This window comes from Paenibacillus pabuli, assembly GCF_039831995.1.
In the GTDB taxonomy this organism is placed as follows: Bacteria; Bacillota; Bacilli; order Paenibacillales; family Paenibacillaceae; genus Paenibacillus; species Paenibacillus pabuli_C.
Genome location: NZ_JBDOIO010000003.1, coordinates 250340 through 267612, shown reverse-complemented (window position 1 = coordinate 267612; position 17273 = coordinate 250340). Strand labels below are relative to the sequence as shown.

Annotated in this window: 13 protein-coding genes; all 13 read right to left on the bottom strand. The window is 47.6% G+C overall.

Annotated elements, in window-relative coordinates; translation table 11 throughout:
• Nucleotides 1-33: 33 nt before the first annotated feature.
• The 13 genes from ABGV42_RS03535 to ABGV42_RS03475 all read right to left on the bottom strand — a co-directional run bounded on the left by ABGV42_RS03535 (nucleotide 34) and on the right by ABGV42_RS03475 (nucleotide 17268).
• Nucleotides 34-1590, bottom strand: a complete 1557-nt coding sequence (locus tag ABGV42_RS03535; RefSeq protein WP_347380403.1) for a glycoside hydrolase family 43 protein — start codon at nucleotides 1588-1590, stop codon at nucleotides 34-36.
• The gene (locus ABGV42_RS03530; RefSeq protein WP_347383130.1) at nucleotides 1591-2430 is read right to left on the bottom strand and encodes a carbohydrate ABC transporter permease; all 840 of its coding nucleotides are present in this window, start codon (nucleotides 2428-2430) and stop codon (nucleotides 1591-1593) included.
• A gap of 112 nt (nucleotides 2431-2542) precedes the next feature.
• On the bottom strand, nucleotides 2543-3508 hold the full coding sequence (locus tag ABGV42_RS03525; protein ID WP_347380402.1) for an ABC transporter permease: 966 nt from the start codon (nucleotides 3506-3508) through the stop codon (nucleotides 2543-2545).
• Between the two features lie 146 nt (nucleotides 3509-3654).
• Nucleotides 3655-5331 (bottom strand): sugar ABC transporter substrate-binding protein, encoded by a 1677-nt coding sequence (locus ABGV42_RS03520; protein WP_347380401.1) that lies wholly within the window; start codon nucleotides 5329-5331, stop codon nucleotides 3655-3657.
• Between the two features lie 179 nt (nucleotides 5332-5510).
• On the bottom strand, nucleotides 5511-7052 hold the full coding sequence (locus ABGV42_RS03515) for a response regulator transcription factor (protein ID WP_347380400.1): 1542 nt from the start codon (nucleotides 7050-7052) through the stop codon (nucleotides 5511-5513).
• Nucleotides 7042-8865: a sensor histidine kinase gene (locus tag ABGV42_RS03510; RefSeq protein WP_347380399.1), complete on the bottom strand. Its 1824-nt coding sequence runs from the start codon at nucleotides 8863-8865 to the stop codon at nucleotides 7042-7044. Before ABGV42_RS03510 ends, ABGV42_RS03515 begins: the two co-directional genes overlap by 11 nt.
• 47 nt (nucleotides 8866-8912) lie before the next feature.
• A complete protein-coding gene (locus tag ABGV42_RS03505; RefSeq protein WP_347380398.1) occupies nucleotides 8913-10439 on the bottom strand; it encodes a response regulator transcription factor in 1527 nt (508 codons plus the stop codon).
• Between the two features lie 300 nt (nucleotides 10440-10739).
• Entirely contained in the window at nucleotides 10740-12494 is a 1755-nt protein-coding gene (atzF, locus tag ABGV42_RS03500; protein WP_347380397.1) for an allophanate hydrolase, read from the bottom strand.
• A 31-nt stretch (nucleotides 12495-12525) separates the two neighbouring features.
• Nucleotides 12526-14133, bottom strand: coding sequence for a PucR family transcriptional regulator (locus ABGV42_RS03495; protein ID WP_347380396.1), 1608 nt, complete (start codon nucleotides 14131-14133; stop codon nucleotides 12526-12528).
• Between the two features lie 16 nt (nucleotides 14134-14149).
• Nucleotides 14150-14584 carry a cupin domain-containing protein gene (locus ABGV42_RS03490; RefSeq protein WP_347380395.1) on the bottom strand — a complete coding sequence of 145 codons (435 nt, stop codon included), beginning with the start codon at nucleotides 14582-14584 and terminating at the stop codon, nucleotides 14150-14152.
• Nucleotides 14585-14624: 40 nt separating this feature from the next.
• Nucleotides 14625-15698, bottom strand: coding sequence for a ring-opening amidohydrolase (locus ABGV42_RS03485; protein WP_347380394.1), 1074 nt, complete (start codon nucleotides 15696-15698; stop codon nucleotides 14625-14627).
• Nucleotides 15695-16447 carry an ABC transporter permease gene (locus ABGV42_RS03480; RefSeq protein WP_127536827.1) on the bottom strand — a complete coding sequence of 251 codons (753 nt, stop codon included), beginning with the start codon at nucleotides 16445-16447 and terminating at the stop codon, nucleotides 15695-15697. Before ABGV42_RS03480 ends, ABGV42_RS03485 begins: the two co-directional genes overlap by 4 nt.
• Nucleotides 16444-17268 carry an ABC transporter ATP-binding protein gene (locus ABGV42_RS03475; RefSeq protein WP_347380393.1) on the bottom strand — a complete coding sequence of 275 codons (825 nt, stop codon included), beginning with the start codon at nucleotides 17266-17268 and terminating at the stop codon, nucleotides 16444-16446. The genes ABGV42_RS03480 and ABGV42_RS03475 overlap by 4 nt, the downstream gene beginning before the upstream one ends.
• Between the last annotated feature and the right edge of the window lie 5 nt (nucleotides 17269-17273).

Here is a 17273-nt window from a genome sequence, read left to right as displayed (position 1 = left end):
AGTAATATTAGTTCGTCTCGTTAGATCAGTTAGCTAGATTTCATAATCGAACCAATCGAAGCGTGCAGGTGTATGACTTGCCTGGCCATTGCCAGTGGCATATAACCCCACTACCGCTCCGGTAAAGCACATTTTATGCACAAAGTCCTCCGGAGAGATGCCCCGTGCCGAACCCGTGCCAAGACTTACCCAGTCCAGTTCATCCAAGGAGCAGCTCAGCTTATAGTCCTTCTCCGTTGATTCAATCCGAAGAAACAGCTGCTCTGCTTCAGTCTCATTCTCGTACACGAGCTTCGACTCTCCACGTACCGTCAGACGGGCAAAAATGAGGTTGCGTCCTTCCGACCTTTTAACACCAAGCTCATAATGCGCATCCTCATCCCTGCGAATGCACATGCCCGCTTCTTCTCCATCCGTAACCGGGACAAATGTCATGCTGGTTGTGTAGCAGGCCTGAAGATGCTGCTGTCTCCGGCCTACAAACGTAACCTGACCAACGTCGCTGAGATTTGCCTCCTGCCCGTAAAGTGTCAAAGAACCCGGATTTTCCGTTATGGAGCATGCTCCTTCTGACGGATTGCGCACAAACATCCACTGCGGACCCAGTTCTTCATTGAATTCATCCCGGCCTGCAACAATTGCTGCATTACCATCCGCTTGAGAAGGAACGGACATCGGCATACGTTGAATCGTCATGTCCAGACTTACCGTGCCTTCATTGTTGTCAATGTGCGGCCAGCCCTCATTCCAGACAACCGGTGCCAGGAATGTTTCGCGTCCAAGCACGCTATATCCATCTTCTGTCAAGCGGACGCCAAGGAATACAGCCCACCAATCACCGTGATGATCCTCCACCAGATCGGCATGGCCCAAATACTGGATAGGGTGGTCCAAATGGCGGTGAGTCAGAATCGGCTCTGGATACCGTTCGAAAGGACCATACGGATGTTCGCTGCGACCGATGATTTCGCGATGCTCCTTGGCCGTCCCTCCGGAAGCAGACATCATATAGTACATCCCGTTGATTTTGTACAAGTGCGGCCCCTCGGTCCATGGTCCACCATCTCCGTGCCATACCACCTGCGGTTCGGACAACGCCTCTCCTGTCGTGATGTCGATCTCATATTGAATGGCATGAGAATCGTAGTCCGCTCCTTGCTGAGCCGTAACATACACTTTTCCGTCATCGTCAAAAAACAGAGAGGGGTCGATTCCCCCATACGGAATGTGAATCGGATCAGACCATGGTCCGGCAGGGTTGGTTGCCGTAACATAAAAGTTCCCGATACCTCTAACATCTGTCGTGATCATATAAAACGTGCCTTCGTGGTATCGTAGCGCAGGGGCATAAATCCCGTCCGAGCTCTTCTGACCAGTCAAATCAAGCTGGCTCACCCGATCCAATACGTTGCCGATCTGCTCCCAGTGAATCAGATCCGGGCTCCGAAAAATCGGAACTCCCGGAAAATACTCAAACGAACTGCAAACAAGGTAAAAGTAATCCTCTGCCTTCACAATGCTCGGATCCGGGTAAAAACCAGGAAGAATCGGGTTCGCATAGCGAATTTGTTGTACTTGAAGCTGTGACATTTATTCCTTCACACTCCCTACATTAAGTCCTACGACAAAGTATTTTTGCATGAACGGGTATACAAGCAAAATCGGAACGGAAGCCACAATGGTCACGGCCGCGCGAATGGAAATTGGGGTTACCTGAGTCGAATGCTCTGCCCCTATACCATTGGCAACGGAAGGATTGCTGTTGGCGTTCATGCTGGAAGACAACAATTTCATCAATTCGTATTGCAGCGTGCTGAGCTCTTGACGTGATGACGTGTACAGAAAAGCATCGAACCAGGAATTCCACGCGCCTACTGCGACAAAGAGCGCAATGGTCGCCAGCACAGGTTTACATAGTGGGAAAATGATTCTCCAGAAAATTCTGAAATCGCCTGCACCGTCGATTTTGGCTGATTCAATCAAGCTTTCGGGAATGGTGTAGATATACGTACGAATGACGATCAGGTTAAACGCACTGACCAGTGATGGCAGGACATACACCCAGAAGGAATTAATCAAATGTAGATCCTTCATCAGGAAGTACCCCGGAATTAGTCCTGCATTGAAATACATCGTCAGCACAAAAATGGTCGTAATCAGCTTGCGGAAAATATAATCGCGCCGACTCAGCGTGTAAGCGAGCATGGTGGTCAAGAAAATATTCAGCACGGTGGATAGTACTGTACGTGCAACGGAAATAAAAAATGCATTATAAATCGTGCCCGATGCAAAAACAGCTTTGTAATTCTGCAAGGTGAAATCACGAGGCCATAAATATAAGCCTCCCCGAATGGTGTCATTCCCTGCATTAAACGAAACAACAATCGTGTTTAAAAATGGATACAGCGTCACGATTACGAGCAAAATCATGAAGATCGTGTTAAAGGTGCCGAACAGAAACGGTTCAAGACCTCTGGCACCAGGACGGCGTACAGAAAGCGCCGATGTATTTCCTAAACCGGACAATGGTGTTTTTTTCATCTTATAAGAGCCTCTCTTCCCCAAGCCGCTTGGCAGTCCAGTTCGCTACAAGCAACATCGTAATGCTGACCACGGTCTTGAATATCCCGCCTGCAGTCGCAAGCGAATAGTTACCCTGTGCAATCCCGTATTTGAGCACGAAGATATCAATCGTTTCCGCCCAGTCAACAACCAATCCGTTACCCAGCAAATACTGAACCTCGAAGCCGGCCTCCAGAATATGCCCAATCGACATAATTAGCAGGATGACAATGGTAGGCTTGATTCCTGGCAAGGTGACATTCCACATTTTTTGATATCGATTGGCTCCATCAATATCGGCAGCTTCATACTGTGCCGGGTCAATAGAGGCCATGGCCGCCAAATAAATAATAGTGCTCCATCCAACTTCCTTCCAAATATGGGAACTTGCAACAACGCCCCAGAAATATTTACCTTCCGTCAGCCATAGAATAGGCTCATTGATTAAGTGCAGTTTCATGAGGATATCGTTGATAATGCCGTCCGATGCAAGCGAAGTTGCTACGATGCCGGTAACGATAATCCATGATAAGAAGTGAGGCAGATACGAGATGGTCTGTACCGTCCGCTTCCACATGACCTTCTTGATCTCATTGAGTAATAATGCCAAAACAATAGCGGTAACGAAACCCAGAATCATATTGATAATACTCATGGCGAGCGTATTGCGAAGCACGCGTAAGAAATTGTCATCGGTAAACAAAAACTGAAAATGCTTGAACCCTACCCAGGTTTGCTGCGAGAAACTCCGGGCCGGTTTATAATCCTGAAAGGCCATCGTCCAACCCCATACAGGTACATACGCAAAGACAATAATGTACGCAAGCAGAGGAACAGACATCCAAATGAGTTGTCTCTGTGCTTTAATATTCTGCCAGGTAATCCGCCTGATTTTCGGTTTTTTCTTCGGGCGGAGCGGCTCGGTACCCACTACAATTTCCTCCATAATATCAAGCTCCCTATCCATCTTTATAATCAAAGGAAAACGTCGAAACAACGTATCTTCCAAGGTAAACGACTACGTCCTGCCACAACCATTTTTAAAAAAAATCAGGAAGGAAGGTTATCTTCCTTCCTGACACTAAGTTGTTTTTATTTCACAGACCAGTTATCAATTCTCCACTTCAACACTTCATTGATACGATCTTCATATGCCTTGATGTCAAGCTTTTGAATCTCGGAAACGTATTCGTTCCAAACATTGTCAAACTCTGATGTACCGGCCAAGATTGCTTTTGGCAAATATTTGGTCGACAATTCGTTCAACTTCGTATTGGCAATCTTGGCTGGAGATCCCTCTACCACATCGACAGACCAAGCAGGGTAAGTCACCGGATTCTCTGGTGGAGCACTGAAGAAATCGACATAGCTTTTGAAACCATATGCATCCAAAACTTCCTTGTCAAACGGTTTCAGGCTTGCCTGGTATTCTTCTGGCTGATTACTTGCCGAAGTTGCGTTGCCATCGCTAAAGTACCCTTCCGTTTTTGGCGCAGTTCCATAAAATGCGTCAGCTTTGTTGGCAAGCTTCCAAGCAGCATCTGCTGCATTGTCGCGTTGTTCTTGTGTCTTCATGAAGCGGCCTTCTTCATTGACATAATAGTCTTGATCCACAATGCCCCAAGTGAGTGTTTTCTGCCATTCTTCCTCCATCAGTTTATCGAGCACTTTGAGGATTTTTACAGGGTCTTTGGCACTCACGGTAATACCGAAACCATTGTTGAGATTCAGTGCTGCACGGTCACGATAATAGTCTTTGATGCTGCTGTCATACACAAGCGGGAAACCTACATAAGTGCGTTCAATTTTGTCTTGCGTTATGAGTGAATCTTCCGCGCTTTGGAAATTCCAATGTTGATCGAACATGCCGAGTACGGAACCACTAGACAATTTGGCCATATATTGGTCGTAGTTCTGTGCAAACGCTTCCTTATCAAGCAAGCCTTGGGCATTGATTTCATTTAGCTTCTGATAGTACTGTTTGGCATAATCCTTATCGGCGAAGATCTCCGCCTTGCCATCGTTGACGACCACTCCGCCATCATTCGGATGACCGATCAAATGCTGCGGCGGGTTCAGCAGGCCCCAGTTTTTCCAGTCATAGTTCAGGACCTCAAAACCGATGGTCGGCTTGCCGTCAATAGTCGGATATTTCTCTTTGTATTTCGCGATCAGGTCGAAGTATTCATCCAGTGTTTTTGGAGTCGGGTAACCGAACTCTTTCAGTACGGCTTTTTGAATCCAGAACGCGGGACCGCTGTAATAGGTGTCAGCCACTTCGCCGTTGTATGCACCATAGTTCGGCAGATAGTAAATATGTCCATCATTCGGGTCCTTCATTTGATTCCAGTACTTCTCATAATGCTTTTTCAGATTAGGCGCATGCTCCTCAATCAGATCTTCAAGCGGAATGACAGAACCTGCTGCTGTCAGTTTGGTATCCGCAGAGATCAGATCTGGATAATCTCCACCGGCAATCATGACGCCGAGCTTTTGGTTTTTGTCACCGGCCAGGAATTCGAATTTGAATGTTACACCAAGCTCTTCCTTCATTTTCTTGTATATCTTGTTGTCAGCGGTTGGCTGCTGCCCGGCCTCGTTCAGAAATACCGAGATTTCTATCGGATTGTCCGGCCCTACCTCTGTTCCACTTCCCTCTTCTCCGCTGCCCGGATCATTTGTACCGCCTGAACAACCAGCCAGCACAACGCCCAGTGACAACAACAATGTTGCCCCCATACGGAAAAGCTTCTTTTTACTGTCCCCCATAAAGCACCTCCAAAGTTTGATCTTGCATTCATGAAAGCCCTTTCATTTGAATAATTTCATTATAAATTTATCTCCACATGGAAAATACATTCGAATTATAGCTCTTTCCGAGAAAAGCTCAGGTTTTCGTTGTATAACTTAAAGGTTTCTACAGATGGTGGTTTTCAGATGATATTTGGTTAGACATTTTTCTTATATTCATTAGGTGACATATCCAGCCTTTTTTCAAACTGCTTTAAAAAATGATGGTACGTGGAATATCCAACTTTCTCAGAGACCTCACTATTCTTGTATTGATTCAAACGCAGCAGGCGACAAGCTTCCTCAATCCGCAAGTTATGTAACAGTTCATTGAAGCCAATCCCATTTTTTCGGATGAGCAGCTGTCCAAGGTAGGCTGGATGAAGAAAGAATCGTTCCGCCAGCATCTTAATGGTCAGTCCCTCCCGGTAGTGCACATGAATGTAATCGTTGATATCCTGTACAATCCCCTGCGCCTCGAAGGCATTCTCCTTAAGCAACAGCTCGAAGCAGACTCGCCCGCACGATTGCAGCATGCCGATCAGATCATCAAATGTCAGCAGCCCTTCATCCAAATTCGGGATATCAAACAGACGGTTTGAAGCTCCTGATTCCTCCGCCAGTCGAGCCCTCATCGTTGTCCGAATTTCATGGAGCAGATAGATCACAAATTTGCGGGCCTCCTCCGGGTGGACTCGTATCTGCCGAAAGGATTGATCAATATAATCCACTGCGGACCGGTAGGCAGCGTGATCAATAAGTTGAAAGGTCTCCAGTATTCTCTTCAGAAGTTCTACCTGATCGTAATTCCTTTGGAAAGAGTGATTTTGGAGCCTGTCATAGTCCATAATGACGTTCCGATCCGGTTCATAAAAGGCATGCAGGAGCGCTGTCTCTGCTGTTAGCCGGGAATGACTGATGCGCATAAGGGAGGATTCGGCTGCACCAATCGCCATAAATGAACGAAAGCCCGCCAGACGGCGGGCCAGTCCCTCCAATCGATTTCTTGCCGCGTTGTTCATTCCCCTGGAGTCAGATTCAACTTCGCCAAAGACAATAGAAACAAGATCATTTCGCAAGCGAATCATATACCCGGCTTCTGATCCATCCATAAACTCTGCTGCAATCGCGCTCCACCTGCCGTAATCCTCTCCCGCAATCTGAATGAGGCATACATTCCAAACATCAGATGACCGGGACAGGGATTCCATGAAGCGGGCATCTTCTGCGGAAAGATCCTCCCCCATGAGAGCCTTTTTCATCGTCAAATGTTCCTGCTCTCTCTGTGCAATCTGACCAATATAAAGCTGCTCCTGTGCCTTGATCAGTTCCTGTCCCATCTGACGAATCTCTCGCTCCGCCTCTTCCTCATCCAGCGGTTTAAGCAAATAGCGGGAAACTTTGAATTTAAGCGCCTTTCGTGCATAATCAAAATCGCTGTACCCAGTAAGAATAATGAATTTCGTTGCCTGGTTGCCTCTGCGTCTCCATTCTTCAATCATCTCAAGGCCATCCATCATTGGCATATGAATATCGACCATGACAAGATCAGGCTCCAATTCCTCCATTCGTTTCAAACCTTCCGCACCGTTTTCGCAGACCCCACATACCTCAAATCCAAGATCTTCCCAAGGTATCCATAACTGCAGGCCTTCGAGCGCCAAGGGCTCATCGTCGATTAACAGCACTTTAAATGCCATGGTCCACCCCTCCTTTTACATCCTGACGTTCCAACAGCTGCAACGGGATTTCGAAGGATACCTCAGTACCTTCACCGATTCTGCTTAACAGGTTAAAATTCACTTTATCGTCATAGTACAATTCGAGACGGCGATATACATTTCGTATACCAATATTGTATCCTCCGCTCTCTTCCTTGCTCCGCATGTGGTAGAGAACCTCTTGCAGCCGCTCCTTATCCATGCCCTTGCCATTGTCGGATACAACAACGCGCAGATGCTCATTTACAATTTCAGCTTGAATCTTCACACAACCAACTCCCTCAATCGCTTGAATGCCATGTTTGCAAGCATTTTCGGCCAATTGCTGGATGCTCATTTTCGGTATTTTATATCCTCTCGCCTCATCGGCGATGTCAATGCAGTATTCAAATTTGTCCCGGAAACGGAACTTCTCAATTCCCAGGTACATGACCGTGAAGCTCATTTCCTCCTCCAGCGTGACCACATCGTCCTTCCAGTTCAACAACCGGCGAAGCAGCTTGGACAGATCTTTGATTATATCCTTAACGTCCGCATAATTATTTTTGGTACTAACCACAAGCAGCGCATTCAACGTATTGAATAAAAAGTGGGGATTCATCTGGCTTTGCAGCAAATTAAGCTCGGCGCGGATGCGTTCAGCCTCCTGGCTCCGCTGCTGAATTTCAAGTTTGTACACATTGTTAATCAATGAATGGATTCGTGCCGTCATCATATTGAAATTGCGAATCAAATGACCAATCTCGTCTTGTCCACCGTCAATGTTGATCAATTCGAATTTCTCGTTACCCACCTTCTGCATATGTCTCGACAGTCGCTTAACACGATAATTGTAGGAACGGAGCATGACATAAATGAAAATGGAAGTGATCAGGGTAATAATCCCGGCCAGCATCCCAAAATAAAGCTGCATCGATAACATCGCTTGTTTGACACGCGTTCCCTGGGGAACACCAATGAGTTTCCAACCCTTCACATAGCTGGCATTACCTATTGGAACGATATGTATGTCTTTGTCTTCCGCCTTGCCGATATCGAACAAAGCATAATTGCTGTCCACCTCGCCCTGATACTTGTCATCCGCAGACACGATAATTTGATTCTGAGCATTCACCAGATACAGATCCAGAGAACTTTTTTCCCGAGCAATCACGTCATAAAAACGATTGACGTAGAAATCGATACGAACCAGCTTCTGATAAGAGTTGTCGGCGTTGTAATAGTCCATTTTTTCGATCACGCTTAAATATGAAGAGGTCGCCGCACGATCATTCGTTGCCTGATCTCGGTACGCGAGCAATCTTAGGGATTCCCCACCCGATTCCCACTGCTTGAACCAGGTGCTGGAGCGCATTGTGTCGTCCAGAACATAATAATCCCCGCCAGGCACAATGGTGGGATTCTCGGTGTAAACCCCTATTCGCTGAATTTGATTGTTTACCGGAATATAGGAAGTCACCCGGTGGCGAAGCTGTTCATCGAGTGTGTTATAGAAATCCAGTTGGCCGTCGTACACCCGATCCATGGATTCGGACAACAACTTGTCCGTGATCAAGGCATGACTGACAGCGATACCGCCATCAATCATGGTATGGATATCCTTTCGTGCACGCTCCAGTGATATTTGCAAATTTTGCTCCTCTCGCTCCTTGATCAGGCCGGACATCCGATCCATAAACAGAACATTACTAACAAAGATGGGAAGCAAGATGCCAATTACATAAATCAATATAAATTTATAATTCAAGGGAATATCGTTCACGATGCTGCGGAAACGGATTTTTCTAAACATGTTAGCTATCGCCATCCTTCGTTCAAGCTTCTCATCTTTCCAGGGACCTATTGCTGCTTTCGATATACAGAAGGTGCCGCGCCAGTCATTCGTTTGAACTGACATACAAAATAGTCTGCATTCGGGTAACCCGAATGTGCCGCAACATCGGCAATACTCATGCAGCTTTGACGCAGCAGCCTCTTCGCTTCTTCAATCCGTTTATCGTTTAAGTACTCCCGGAACGTTTTGCCGGTCTGCTGTTTGAATGCCTGCCCCAAATAATTGGCATTCATATGAAACCGCTGTGCGAGCTCCTGAAGCTGCAGCTTCTCGCGGAACTCCTGATTCACATACTGCACTACACGAAACACCGTGCTGCATTCCTTCTCTTGCCGCTGCTCCTGGAGCGCCTTCAGCGCGTTCAGACTTAACAGATGTGCGTATTCCCTAAACGCAGGAAATGAATTGATCTTGGTGATACCGCCTGCCATGTTCTGAACGTGAAGCATAAAACTGCCCATATCGCCATCCAGCTCTTTCAACTCCTTGAGAATACTCATTTCAAGGGCAAGCAATTGAACCCGGACGTATTCCATATTGGAGAAAGGCAATCCTAAGTCAGGATCAGCAAGAAGTGCTTGAATCTTCCCTTCCAACCTATCCTGTTCACCAGAAAGAATGACTTCCATCAGATTGGCTAAATCTTTTTGATTTACGCTGGCCAATGGGTCACTCTGCGGCAGATCCTGATGATGAACAAATCCGCCCCCTCCCTGATAACGCTTCCATCTCAAAGCAAACAAAGCTTTCTCGTAGGCAGACCGCATACCGAATTCTGTGCCCGAATGATGTCCAACGGCCACAATCATGGACGAATGACCAGCATAGGTCTCCACGATATTTCTGCCCATTGACTCAAGCAGCTTCAAAGAATTATCGATATCGGCAGCGAACACTCCGAGGTTTCCTTCAGCATCCACAAAAGGTTCCGACCAATGGACACCACCAAAAGCGTGTATTCGCCTTCTTACGTCATCTTTACTTATATCCGTCGCAATTAGAAGACAGGCCATATACTCATGACCTTCCATGTGCAGCATGGTATTCACTTCGTCCTGCAGCTCCCTGCTGTCTTCCCCTTGAATCAGGCGCTCAAATAAACAATTCACATACAGAGCACGATCACGCTGGTGTACTTCTGCCGAAATCTGTTCTTCCTGAATTTTACGGCCCATCTGTTCCAATATGTTTTCTATCTCGATCTCATCAATTGGCTTGAGCAAGTAGTCCTCTACTCTCTGCTCCAGCGCTGTTTTCACATACTCGAAGCTGTCATATCCACTTAATATAACGAATCGGGGTGCTTTGGCCAGCTCATGCTTGGAACGGTCGATCAGTTCCAGGCCACTCACGGAGGGCATATGAATATCTGTAAACACCAGATCCGGTTGAAGACTTTCGATCATGGACCAGGCGGCATTGCCATTCTCCGCCTCACCACAGATGCGAAAACCGTATTTGTCCCAATTCACCATAGTTCTCAGGCCTTCGAGTACCCACGGCTCATCATCCACCAATAACACATTCATCATTCGTATTCCCCCTTATGAATGATTTTCTCTATAGAACGAAGTCATTTTATTCCCATACTATCATATGTAAGCACAACTTTTAACCGGACAATTGCAAGGTAATATCGATGCTCCTGAATTCTTAGTCATGCCATTACAGCACATCTAATGGTTTTTAAAGTGAATCGACGGGCCTTCAGCAATTGCACAATACACTTCTAGCCTTCACTAGAAACCGTGTTAAATGCCTCAACTTGCAGCATTCACTCGGTACGGTAAAAAGCAAAAAAAGCCGCTCCAATAAGCGACTTTCTCTTCATGCTATGGTATGTTTCTCCAGCCTCCATAAGCAGAAATATCCTCTGCTCCTTCTTCAGCGTAGCCTTCGCATATAAATCCGGACACTTCTGTCCCATCCGCTAATTCAATTTTGCCTATACCTAGCGGGGCCGGAATGAATGAAGTGAACACGCCAAAAGATGCTACAGGCATCTCCCACAATTCAAGCGCGAAAGCGCTGCCTCCTGCCTTCTTTTTCAGCAACCCGGGCTTAGCTGGTATTGTAGGCAGCTTCACCATTTGATACTTCTCCGCCGTATGCGACTCACGAACGAATTGACCCCCGTATTCCAGCATCTGCTTCTCCAGCGGATAACCCCTCATGTGCAGGCCGCAGACGGCAACCATCATCGTTTCTTGCCTTTTCACTTCTACAGACGTCACAGCCGCTTCTAGAAACGAAGCCGCAGCTCTATCCATCAAGTGCTCATTTCCCGACAGTGAAAAGAGCGTAATTCCAAAAGGCATTTCGGCCGCGGCATCACCAGCCGGTACAGCAACCGCGCATAAATCCAGAAGATTGCAATGGTTCGTATACCGTCCCATGTCCGAATTCGTGGTTACCGGGTCGGCTTCAACCTTTTCTCTCGTCCACGTTCCTCCACAAGTAGGCATGACAAGAACTGCTCCTCGAAGAAGCTTGTTGCTTTTCATTCGCAGCTCCTGAAGCTTATGCATCGCGGTAAATACGGAAGCTGCATCATGCTTGCCTGTTCTGGCCGATCGCAAGACTTGCTCAGTCACCGGGAAGGTGACCCCAGGCGTTGATTCAATAAATTCACCTACACTGGCCCAGCGCTCCGCTACCCAAGGTCCATCATACAGAAGCGACGCAGCCTCCTCAAAGAAATCGTAATCGATATACTCGACTGGCAGCTTCAGCTTTTCGATCCTCTCCACTGCTGCATCCCACGCCTTGCTGTATTCCTCAGCCAACGGACCAAAAAACTTCAATGCTTTTTCAGGCAAATATACTTTTTCGGGAAGCTTATCGACCATTCGCGGTATTTCCTTGGACCATGGGTCGAGTGGTTCAAGGCCCCGCACTAACACATCGATAATCCTTGCTTCCTGTAGAGAATGGGTAAATACAGTCACACAGTCCAGACTTGCACAAGCAGGAACAACGCCCTTTGTCGGCCAGGCTCCGAGGCTCGGTTTATAGCCGATGATACGATTCAGTGCTGCGGGTACCCTTCCGGAGCCCGCTGTATCTGTACCTAATGCGAATGCTACCTGTCCTCTCGCTACGGCGACGGCAGATCCCGAACTGGAGCCACCGCTAATCCATTTATCATTCAGCGCGTTATGCGTCTCACCATAAGGACTTCGGGTACCAACAAGCCCTGTTGTGAATTGATCCATATTCGTTTTCCCGACAGGAATGGCTCCTGCGTTCAACAATCGCTCTACAACTGCAGCATGCCTGTCTGGAACATATGCATATTCGGGACAGCCAGCCGTCGTTGGTGTACCAGCCAAATCAATGTTGTCCTTAATGGCAAATGGTACGCCCCACAGCGGCAAGGAAATATCCATTGTCTTGAGATGGTCCAAGTACGGTTGAATTCTCTCCAGCCTAGGCGGCGTGATCCAGATATTCATCCCTTCGTCCTCATGGGAACGGCAGATGATCTCTTCGATGACCCGCTCGGGCTTCAGCTTCCCGCTCCCATATTGTGCTTGCAGCCAGTCTATTGTCAGCTCACGCGGTATATCCATATCCGGCTTACTCATCCATCATCCCTCCTTAATGCGTACATTCAGATCAGGCTGGCCGCATTTCATTTAATTTCATCGCCAGATGCAACTGCAAAACATCATCGCCATTATCCATGCTGATGCCCAGCAATTCACACACCCGCTCTACCCGATAGGAAACGGTATTATAATGGGTGAAAAGCTCCGCTGACGTCTTTTTCACATTTCGATTATGCTTAAAATACACCTTCAATGTTTCAAACAACTGGGAATTATGCTTAGCATCGTACGCAAGCAATGGCTGAATGAATCGATCGCGGTACTCTTGAACCTCCTCCGTATCCGGCAGATGGTATAAGAGTTGGAACACGCCCAGCTTCATATAATCCACATAGGGTTCACGATAATCGCATATGGAGCTGATATGATGAATCTTTTTGGCATCGTTATAACTTTCGTATACCTTCTCCGCAGCTCCGGTTCGATTGCCGATACATAACGAGTAGTTCTCTGTAGGGAAAATCACCTTCATATCAGCGATAATGGTTTCCACCGCCACATTTCTACTACCATGCATTGCTTCTGCGAAGAGAAGAACCATCTCTCCCTCCAGTATGGTTGCTTGAAGGCCCTCGCATATGGATTTGGTTCTTAGCCTTTTAATCGCCTGCTGCATGGTCCTAATGCTTGGTTTGACGTTTAGAAATCGCACTAATGCTACTTGCCGCGGCCGATCATCTTCGAGAGGGTGTCCACATGCTTCCGCGCGCAGCCTCAGATCCTCAATGGTTACAATTCTGCCCGTAATCCAATCCTGCAGAAACTGGTCGACGTATTTCAGCTCTACTTCCCGCCTGGCATTGGCATTGATCATCTCGAGCCCTACCAAAACGCCTACGCGATCAATCGTCAGCCGATCGACAACGGAGTGCTCTTGATTCCATTCCAGCAGAACCAGCAAGCATTTATCGTATTGCTTGTCATTGACGGCGGATACATATACACGAATCCGGCGTTCGCCAAGCGTTATAAAGCTTACGCCGAGGCTGCTCTCCTCCCTCAGACCGGACCATAGCATCGGGTTATCTGCCTCCACAATCTCCTCTGCCTGGGGAGAAAGAAACAAATGATTGGCGTCATCAAGCAATACGATCGGATTGTTCAATATGCCATCCAGCGTTTGCAGAAATTCGTCCAATCCTTTCCCGTACAGGAGCTGTTGGGACAGCTTGTGAAAACGGCTTTGCAGCACTGAAAGTTCCCTTGCCTCCTGCACCAGGACCCGTTCCATAATATCCCTAACAACATCCGAAAATACGGTCGCGGCCGGAAGCTCGAAGATCGGAAAGCCCAATTGGTCAGCCAGCTCGAGTGCACGGTCAGGAATATGATCGATGAATCGTTTGGTTTTAATCCCCAGCGCCGATACACCTTTCTCCACCAGCTGCGGTATGATATCCGCAATGGCCTCCGGCTGATCACGAAATGGAAATCCACTGGTAATCAGTAACTCTCCAGGGCGTACCCAATCGATCACATCGGGCACTTCCATTACGTTGACACGGTTAATCACTCGCTGCATGCCACTTGCTCCAGCCAAGACGACAGCTTCCTTAAAGTCGGGGATCAACAAAACATCACTGCACGTGAATCCTGCCTTCTTGTGATCTGCCATCTCCTATCCCGCCTGACTATTTCAATTTGGTGGTAAAGACATCCTCCACTAATGTCGTATTAAAAAAGGAGTTAACCGGAGCATTTTCTTCAACCGGCAAAAAAATACTGATCTGCTCTGTCGGCTGTACATCGTCATTGGCTACCGAATGAATAACGCCTGCCGGGACATGGAACGTATCTCCTGCCTGGTAGCTCTTCCATTCCCCATTGCACAGCAGTTTCACTTTACCTACGGTGATGTGAATGATTTCAGCTACATCATGATAGTGAGGCAGTACCTGACCGCCGACTCCAATCTTTTCCCACAAAACAGAGCTGGAACGAACCCCCATCTGATCCGCCTGTTCCGCAGACACAATTTCGCGGTGATACAGGTGAATGTGATTCGGCATTAATCCCCATTGCATGTCTTCTCCAGTGATAACCTCAGTTTTCTTGGCTGTAATCATCGTGTCATTCCTCCATTTGTTTTTTATGGATGTATCCCGTCTAATCCCTGCGTTTAAAAACGACAGCCACTGGCCCGCCGCCTGCCGGCCCTTGATGTTCGGCTCCACCAGACACATAGATCATGGGATCACCACACACTGAAGCAAGCACACCTCCGACGACAGCTCGCGCATGTCTCGTATGGTTGATATCCGAATCATCAAGCATCGTATGCCGGTGACCCCGGATGAACCCGGTGGGATCAGCCTCTGCCTTAGCCATTACCTGCACCATTTCAGCATCTGCATGAACATCCAGCAGGAGCTTGAGTGCTGGGGCGTCAATCGAATCTTTCATTACAGCATGGTCGATAAAATACGGACCTTCTGCAAAGTCGGAATTGCCGAAAACGATTACCTCACAATACGCCAGTTCGCTACCAGCCGACGTGGAGGCTACGCTGCTGAACAGATGCCATGAATTGCAAATGTCCGTAACTTGAAGTCCAGCTCGTTCCACCTCGCCAAGAGCAACTGCCGCACCTAGTGCGGAGGCTCCTCGTGAATATCCCATGGATTTGTAGGTATCTTCCGTCACGGTGGTTTGAGATCTGCTTAAGGCATCATACACGCCTTCCGACGTTAACAGCGGACACTTAATTTGCACAAAATGTACATCTGCCGAGGATTCGATGCCAGCTTCCGCTATGGCTCGCTGAACGGCCGCAGCCACTTCGTCCACTTGAGCCAGCCTTCCAATCTCTTCGGGAAGAAAATCCCGTGTTTTTGCGACGCCAATGGCCAGCGATTTCTGATCTTGTCTCTTACCATCTTGGTTGTAAGCACCTTTGCGGCTAATCACTGTAAAGTGAGGGCTCAATATGCCCTCGGTTCCTCCAGACATGACATAGGATATCGTAGAGGTTGATTCTTTCCGGTATCCGCCAAAAAATTGCTTTAACGCCAGCACAGCATAACCACGCGTAAAATCGTTCACGCAGCCATTGCCCTCTGTTTTGCCTAATACCGCAACCACATCTTGAGCATCAATGATTCCCTCTTGGATCGCTTTCTCCATCGCAGCCGTATCGTTAGGCGAACGGCTTGGAATACGGTTCACAGTGCATCTCATCATAGGTCATCCGTCCTTTGCCAGAATATAATTCTTCTCTCAAGTAAGCTGATGGCCCAGAAGAGAACCAGTCCGCATAGTGCGGATGCTATAATTGCGGAAAACATCACAGGTGTATCCATATGGTATGAAGAAACCAGGACGACATAGCCGAGCCCTTTGTTAGCGCCGACAAATTCACCAACAATGGCACCCACGATAGCCAGCGAGGTCGAGATTTTCAACGCAGAAAACACATAAGGCAAGCTTGCAGGCAGACGTAATTTCCAGAAAATTTCCGACTTGGTGCCTTTATATGTGGAGAACAGCTCCCATGCTTCGTGCTCAATGGCTTTCAGACCCTTTACGCTGTTAACCAAAATAGGGAAGAAACAGATTAGCATAGAGGCTACGACCTTGGAGGAATATCCCGTCCCCATCCATACGACCAGAAGCGGAGCCAGAGCGACGAGCGGAGTCGTTTTGAGTGCAATCGCCAGCGGGAATACTCCCTTTTCAATGGGTTTGGAATGCACGAAGATTACAGCGGTAATCAATCCCAGGACATTGGCAAGCACGAAGCCTGCCAATGCTTCCAGCAGCGTGACCAGCATATGTGACCATAAGGAGCTGTCCATTACCGATAATATGCCTGTGGGAGATGGAAGCAAATAAAGGGGTATGTCGAAAAGGCGTACAATGAGTTCCCATAATATAAGAAAGGCAATGGCGAATACGACAGGATACATGGCATCTTTGATCTTGGTTTTCATAGGTGTTTGACCCGCTTTCTTAACTCATTGACAGTCTGGTGGAAGGCCGGAAGTTCATCCATGCCAATCTCCCTCGGTGAAGGCAGCGGAACCGAAATAATTTCCTCTACGCCGGCAGGCCTTGGTGACATCATGATCACGCGGTTGGATAGCAGCACGGATTCCTGAATCGAGTGGGTAACCATAACAACTGTACTTAGGCTCGTTTCGGGACTCTCCCATAGACGCAGCAGTTCGAAATTCAGCTTTTCTCTCGTAAATTCATCGAGTGCCCCAAAGGGCTCATCCATAAGCAATACTGTCGGATCTGCAGCGAGTGCCCTTGCAATCGCAATCCGCTGCTGCATGCCCCCGCTCAGCTGATGCGGAAAATGATTCATGAAATCCTGAAGTCCAACCAACCGCAGCGAGGATTCCGCTTTTTCCTTAATCTCTTTTTTGGTGAATTTCTTCTCTCCGATCGTGAGAGGCAGCGATATATTTTGGATTGCGGTTAGCCAGGGCATCAATACAGGCTTCTGAAACACCATGCCGAGCGAGAGATCCTTCGATGGATAGACGATCTCTCCTCCTGCATTGGGTTGAAGCAGATCGAGCATTAACCGGAGCAGCGTTGACTTCCCGCATCCGCTTGGGCCGAGGATCGAAACAAATTCATTTTTATAAATATCAATCGACACATTATTCAATACGTTGACGTCACCAAAGGATAAGGAGCAATTTTTCAACGTAACCGCGATGTCGCTTTTGGAAGAAATGGTTGTCTGTTGTTCATGCAGCCCTGAAGCTTCTTTCTCCAGACCACTGGCCGTTGTTAGCATAAAAT

Bases quoted from the DNA above. Each gene is read 5' to 3' on its own strand.
- ABGV42_RS03490 (WP_347380395.1), bottom strand. From the start codon at position 14,584: ATGATTACAGCCAAGAAAACTGAGGTTATCACTGGAGAAGACATGCAA.
- ABGV42_RS03480 (WP_127536827.1), bottom strand. From the start codon at position 16,447: ATGAAAACCAAGATCAAAGATGCCATGTATCCTGTCGTATTCGCCATT.
- ABGV42_RS03475 (WP_347380393.1), bottom strand. From the start codon at position 17,268: ATGCTAACAACGGCCAGTGGTCTGGAGAAAGAAGCTTCAGGGCTGCAT.
- ABGV42_RS03520 (WP_347380401.1), bottom strand. From the start codon at position 5,331: ATGGGGGACAGTAAAAAGAAGCTTTTCCGTATGGGGGCAACATTGTTG.
- ABGV42_RS03505 (WP_347380398.1), bottom strand. From the start codon at position 10,439: ATGATGAATGTGTTATTGGTGGATGATGAGCCGTGGGTACTCGAAGGC.
- ABGV42_RS03485 (WP_347380394.1), bottom strand. From the start codon at position 15,698: ATGATGAGATGCACTGTGAACCGTATTCCAAGCCGTTCGCCTAACGAT.
- ABGV42_RS03515 (WP_347380400.1), bottom strand. From the start codon at position 7,052: ATGGCATTTAAAGTGCTGTTAATCGACGATGAGCCCTTGGCGCTCGAA.
- ABGV42_RS03510 (WP_347380399.1), bottom strand. From the start codon at position 8,865: ATGTTTAGAAAAATCCGTTTCCGCAGCATCGTGAACGATATTCCCTTG.
- atzF (WP_347380397.1), bottom strand. From the start codon at position 12,494: ATGAGTAAGCCGGATATGGATATACCGCGTGAGCTGACAATAGACTGG.
- ABGV42_RS03495 (WP_347380396.1), bottom strand. From the start codon at position 14,133: ATGGCAGATCACAAGAAGGCAGGATTCACGTGCAGTGATGTTTTGTTG.
- ABGV42_RS03530 (WP_347383130.1), bottom strand. From the start codon at position 2,430: ATGATTTTGCTCGTAATCGTGACGCTGTATCCATTTTTAAACACGATT.
- ABGV42_RS03525 (WP_347380402.1), bottom strand. From the start codon at position 3,508: ATGGAGGAAATTGTAGTGGGTACCGAGCCGCTCCGCCCGAAGAAAAAA.
- ABGV42_RS03535 (WP_347380403.1), bottom strand. From the start codon at position 1,590: ATGTCACAGCTTCAAGTACAACAAATTCGCTATGCGAACCCGATTCTT.